The organism is Helicobacter equorum, assembly GCF_900198655.1.
GTDB lineage: Bacteria > Campylobacterota > Campylobacteria > Campylobacterales > Helicobacteraceae > Helicobacter_F > Helicobacter_F equorum.
The window spans coordinates 1-960 of record NZ_FZPO01000095.1 but is presented as its reverse complement, the minus strand read 5'-3'; the positions used below and the strand labels follow the sequence as shown (position 1 = coordinate 960).

Here is a 960-nt window from a genome sequence, read left to right as displayed (position 1 = left end):
TCTAGTGTGCGAAAAATTGGCGCCTTCATACCTATTTCTAATTTTTGCATACATAAACTCCTTAATTTTTAGGTTTTTAGGGTTCATATTCTACATAAAATATTCTCAAAGATTATAATCACTAACAAATCTAAAAACCTATGCCTAACCCTTGCGATTATCTTGTGCGTAACACTATCATAGCTATACATACTAGCACACCTTACACTACAGGCTAGAATCTTAGTAAGGTTTTAGCCAATTTAGTATACAATCCCACCCAAATTTATCCTCGATTCCATAAGGGTGTGCGTGTCATATTTTATTTCAAAAGATACCTTTTTGATTTCAGATTCACATTTTGGACACCAAGGGGCATTACTCAAAGAGCCTATACGACTTAAAACTGCACTTTCACACGGATTTGATAATTTTGATACCTTTAGTATAGTGATGTGGAATAAAACCCTAAGTCCAAAAGATAGAATCTGGCATTTGGGAGATTTATATTTTGGCAATGGCTATAAGATACTAAAAAAACTTAATGGCACAAAACTTCTTATTGTAGGTAACAATGATATTGGCAAATATGAATATGTGCAAAACCTTAAATCCTGGAGTGTGTGCAAAAAACTACGCCTACAGATTCCCCAAAGTCGCCTCATCAAAGATCATCTCAAACAAAAATTTGGTAAAGAATCCCTAAAAAATCTCTATCTCAATGCCATTGTATGCGACATAGAAGATGAGCGGATTATGTTTTCACATTTCCCTGTTTTTAACAGAAAGGTGCATGATAGATTCACAAAAGCGCGTGATATTTTAGATGAAACCTACAAACTCGCACAATGCTCCCTTAATATACACGGACATTTACACTCCAAAGAAAGTGGCAATGATTTTTGTATCAATGTTAGTTGCGAAAAACTTGGTTTTATCCCACGCAAATTAGGAGAGATTCTGCAATCTCATAAGAAAAAA

At 34.4% G+C, this 960-nt stretch carries 1 protein-coding gene; it reads left to right on the top strand.

The genetic code is table 11. The features are described 5' to 3' along the window. Nucleotides 1–291: 291 nt before the first annotated feature. On the top strand, nucleotides 292–960 hold a 669-nt coding region (locus tag C6H22_RS08555), incomplete at its 3' end, for a metallophosphoesterase family protein (RefSeq protein WP_104694829.1).